At 41.1% G+C, this 4,392-nt stretch carries 4 protein-coding genes; 2 read left to right on the top strand and 2 right to left on the bottom strand.

Annotation, left to right across the window (positions count from 1 at the left end):
* The first annotated feature begins 10 nt into the window (after positions 1 to 10).
* Positions 11 to 1,894, top strand: coding sequence for a molecular chaperone HtpG (gene htpG / locus VF500_RS03955; RefSeq protein WP_330858424.1), 1,884 nt, complete (start codon positions 11 to 13; stop codon positions 1,892 to 1,894).
* Positions 1,895 to 1,992: 98 nt separating this feature from the next.
* Here the strand turns inward: htpG and VF500_RS03960 are convergent, their stop codons facing one another.
* Positions 1,993 to 2,637 (bottom strand): hypothetical protein, encoded by a 645-nt coding sequence (locus tag VF500_RS03960; protein ID WP_330858422.1) that lies wholly within the window; start codon positions 2,635 to 2,637, stop codon positions 1,993 to 1,995.
* 132 nt (positions 2,638 to 2,769) lie between these two features.
* Between VF500_RS03960 and VF500_RS03965 the strand changes: the two genes are divergently transcribed.
* Positions 2,770 to 3,291 (top strand): DUF4251 domain-containing protein, encoded by a 522-nt coding sequence (locus VF500_RS03965; protein WP_110583520.1) that lies wholly within the window; start codon positions 2,770 to 2,772, stop codon positions 3,289 to 3,291.
* A gap of 125 nt (positions 3,292 to 3,416) precedes the next feature.
* On the opposite strand, the gene eutC is transcribed toward VF500_RS03965, so the two are convergent.
* Complete coding sequence (eutC, locus tag VF500_RS03970) at positions 3,417 to 4,175, bottom strand: ethanolamine ammonia-lyase subunit EutC (RefSeq protein WP_330858423.1); 759 nt, start codon at positions 4,173 to 4,175, stop codon at positions 3,417 to 3,419.
* Between the last annotated feature and the right edge of the window lie 217 nt (positions 4,176 to 4,392).

The following is a 4,392-nucleotide window of genomic DNA, read 5'->3' on the forward strand; positions in this document are numbered from 1 at the left end:
AAATATAGTTATGCAAGAAAAAGGCAGCATTTCGATCCACACCGAGAACATTTTCCCGATCATTAAGAAGTTCTTATACTCTGATAACGAGATATTTTTGCGCGAGCTGGTATCAAACGCGGTAGATGCTACCCAAAAAATCAAACGTTTAGCTTCATTAGGCCAATACAATGGCGAACTTGGCGACCTGCGCGTTGAGGTAGCTTTTGATGCAGACAAAAAGACAATCACCATTAGCGACAACGGTCTTGGTATGACCGCCGAAGAGATCAAAAAGTATATCAACCAGATCGCTTTTTCGGGCGCTACCGAGTTTATGGAGAAATTCAAGGAAGCTAAAGATGCCAATGAGATCATCGGTCGTTTTGGTTTAGGTTTTTATTCAGCATTCATGGTAGCCGATAAGGTAGAGATCCAAACCTTATCATACCAGGAAGGCGCTGAGCCTGCTTTCTGGGTTTGTGATGGTAGCACCGAGTTTGAAATCGGCGAAGGCATTTTAGAAGAACGCGGCACCGAGATCACCCTGTTTATCAATGATGAATCGGCTGAGTTTTTAAGCGAGCATAGGCTTCAGGAGATCCTTGATAAATACTGCAAGTTTTTACCTGTACCTATTAAATTCGGCACAAAAACAGAATCTGAAGAAGATGGTGTTGACGAAGAAGGCAAACCAAAATATACTTCAGTTGAGGTTGATAACATCATTAACACCACCAACCCTATCTGGACAAAAGCACCGTCTGAATTGAAGGATGAGGATTATCTTGACTTTTACAAACAGCTTTACCCATTCAGCGAAGATCCGTTGTTCTGGATCCACCTTAACGTTGATTATCCTTTCAACCTTACAGGTGTACTGTACTTCCCTAAGCTGAAAAATGATTTTGAATTCCAGAAAAACAAGATCAAACTATTCAGTCGCCAGGTATTTATTACCGACGAGGTAAAAGATATCGTTCCTGAATTTTTGATGCTGCTACATGGTGTTATTGATTCACCGGATATTCCACTTAACGTATCAAGAAGCTTTTTACAGGCCGACAGCAACGTTAAAAAGATTAACAGCTATATCACCAAAAAAGTAGCTGATAAATTGTCAGAACTTTTCAAAGCCGACCGCAAAGCTTATGAGGAAAAATGGACAGACATTGGTCTGTTTGTTAAATACGGTATGGTGAGCGAAGACAAGTTTTATGACAAAGCCAAAGACTTTGTGTTGGTTACGAATACCGAAAAAGAAAACTTTACCCTGCCTGAATACAAGGATAAAGTTGAAGCCAACCAAACCGATAAAGACGGTCAACTGGTTTACATTTACACCAATGATCCGGCAAAACAGGATTCATTTATCCAATCGGCCAATAAAAAAGGTTACGATGTACTGGTGATGAATTCACCTATCGATAATCACTTCATCAGTCAGTTGGAGCAAAAATTAGAGAAAACTTCCCTAAAACGCGTTGACGCTGATGTAGCCGACAAGCTGATCAAAAAGGATGATGCCCCTGAAATTGTATTGACCGAAGAGCAGACAACCAAAGTAAAAGGCATTTTTGATAAAGCCATTAACAAACCTGCTTACAGCGTTCAAATTGAAAGCCTAAACCCGGATGAGTTACCAGTTACCGTAACTATGGACGAATTTATGCGCCGTATGAAAGATATGGCTGCTATGGGTGGTGGCATGAGTTTCTATGGCAACATGCCTGATAACTACAAAGTTATTGTAAATGGCAACCACAAACTGGTAAGCCGCATTTTACAGGAAGAAGACGAAACCGTACAAGCGCAGCTTTCAAAACAAGCATTTGATCTGGCTTTACTGTCACAAGGTTTATTAACCGGTGCTGAGTTAACTGAATTTGTTAAGCGCAGTGTTAGTTTGATTTAATATTAAGGAAATTAACCTATAATATTTTTAAGGCCATCCTAAACGGATGGCCTTTTGATTTTTATCATTTGTTTTTCTTATGCGGGCCAAACCTTATCCTATTTTGAAAGAAACGTTGTTAAACTTTGGTCAAGGGGAATAATTTCAAAGGGATCGTGTGTTATTTTGTAAATTTGACCATGCCTTTCAATTCCTATAAAGTCGCCGTCTTCCAGATCTTCTATATGATAAAACACCCTGTCGCTTAAGTTCACCTGGTAAACATTCTCCGGCTTAATCAATTTCAATGCTTCTTCATCTATTAGCTTTTTCAAATTTTCGTAATCAGCATTGTTATCATCATAAAACTTCCTGATAAAGGTATCTGTATCAGCACTCATTATATCTATAACATGTTTATCGAATCCTTTTATAGCATACCCGGCGATAACCGCATCAGACACGTATATAGTGTACATAAATATCTTATTCCCGCAAATATCCCGCACTTTTATATTTGTAATTTCAAACCCCCGTTCGCGTTTACGCTCAAAGTCTCTTATCTGATCAGAAAAAGAAAATGCAACATAATCAGGATCGGAAGTACTGTAACCGACCAGCGATGAAGTAAATAGCCCGGATTCAATTTGCTCTTTAAGAGGTTGAAACTCACCGGGCAATTTTTCAATAGTTTTATACATGAGCATCAATTCCCAATCTTGTACAGGACGCTTTGATTTTTTTCTATTGAATAGCCGGAACATAATTTTCCAATATCTTTTTAATCCTTAAATCTACTGAATTACCGCTGGGCTTTTGTTTAAAAGATTGCTTAAATTTGAGTGTAATTAAACCTAAATAACCTACTATCGTCTAACCACTTAAACATTTATATCATGAAAATATTAAACAAAATAGCCTTACTGGCCGCATTCATATTTATAGGCGTTAATGTAACCAATGCTCAAACCAAACAGACTAAAGCCGAAAAAAAGGCAGCCAAGCAAGCTGAAATAAAACAAATGGTAGAGGATCAAAATTTTGTGTTTAAAGCTAACTATGCCTTGCCAATGCGGGGCGGCAGCAGATCGCTTACTTCTGATTATGATCTTACGATAAGTAAAGATACCATTGTATCATTCCTACCCTATTTTGGCCGGGCTTATGTAGCCCCGCCTCCAGGAACAACTGATGGTGGTATTAAGGTAAATACTACAAAATTCACCTACTCATCAGCAAAGAAGGGAAGCGGCTGGAATATCACTATCAAACCCAAGGAAAAAAACATAGCCGACTGGCGCGATGTACAAACATTCAATCTGAGTATCTCGCAGGATGGTTATGGCTCATTACAGGTAACCAGTACCAACCGCGACCCGATATCATTTAATGGATATATTGAAGCGAGGAGGAAATAAGCTAAAAAGCTGAAAGCAGAAGGCTTAAAGCCGAAAGCAAGTAAGATTGAGCGGAAAGCTAAAGACTAAAAGCGATATAAAAAAAGCCCGGAGCATAATGCTTTGGGCTTTTCTTATATCGGCTTTTAGCTTTCAGCTATAAGACCCGCATTATCTTTCAACTCCACTCCCGATAACTTTCGTTTGAAAGCTTCGTTTATTAAATAGAAAATTTTTTTTGCGGCTTTTTTATAGGTTAACCCCTTATGCCGGATATTGGAAACGCAGTTCCGCGATTCGTCGGTTAAGCCGGGTTTAGGGTTGTAGGTAAGATAAGCTCCTAAACTATCAGCCGAGCTTAGTCCCGGGCGTTCACCGATAAGGATCAGCGAGAGTTTAGCATTCAGTCCGTAACCAATATCATCACCAATGGCTACCCTGCCCTGCTCAACCAGGCTTATCGGCGCCAGCTTTAAACCATTAGCAACCAGCAAGGGAATAAGTGCATCCAGCAGCCCCACAGCATTTTCATTTACCGCTGTTGCCGAAAGTCCATCAACTATCATAATAGCCACATCGCTTTCTGCGCTATAACCATTTAATTCGCTCAGCGAAGCTTCATTAAGCTTACGCCCAAGATCGGGCCGTTGCAGGTATTGCCGGCGGTCGGTTACCCGGCTGTGCAGTTGCAAAACCGGAACATCGAAATGCTTAAGGGCATCGGTTAGTTTGCCCAAATCCAATTCAGAGTATACAGCATCCCTTGCGTGCGCATGCGCTAATTTAAACTCAAGCGACTGCTTCAGCGGGATACTTGTCCCCACCCGGCCAATAGCTATCCTTGCAGAAGTAAACTCCTGCAAAGCCTTCAATGGACCAATTTCATGTGGGATGTTTCGTTTCATTTTTATATATCGCCTTAGTCGCTCGGCTCCAGCCGAGTGACCATTATTTACAGGCCTCTGGCCTGCGTGTCATACGAGCTTACGTCGGCCAGAGGCCGTGGGATAGCTGACACTCGGCTGGAGCCGAGCGACGGCATAAGCGCGAACCTTTTACCTTTCTTACCCTTTCACCTTCAATCAAAGTCCCCCCAACAACCCATGCTCGCTTACTGGCAGC

Source organism: Mucilaginibacter sp. (assembly GCF_036383575.1).
Lineage (GTDB): Bacteria > Bacteroidota > Bacteroidia > Sphingobacteriales > Sphingobacteriaceae > Mucilaginibacter.

What these genes read in the sequence shown, in the direction of transcription:
- VF500_RS03960 (WP_330858422.1), bottom strand. Translation starts at nt 2,637, where the DNA reads ATGTTCCGGCTATTCAATAGAAAAAAATCAAAGCGTCCTGTACAAGAT.
- VF500_RS03965 (WP_110583520.1), top strand. Translation starts at nt 2,770, where the DNA reads ATGAAAATATTAAACAAAATAGCCTTACTGGCCGCATTCATATTTATA.
- eutC (WP_330858423.1), bottom strand. Translation starts at nt 4,175, where the DNA reads ATGAAACGAAACATCCCACATGAAATTGGTCCATTGAAGGCTTTGCAG.
- htpG (WP_330858424.1), top strand. Translation starts at nt 11, where the DNA reads ATGCAAGAAAAAGGCAGCATTTCGATCCACACCGAGAACATTTTCCCG.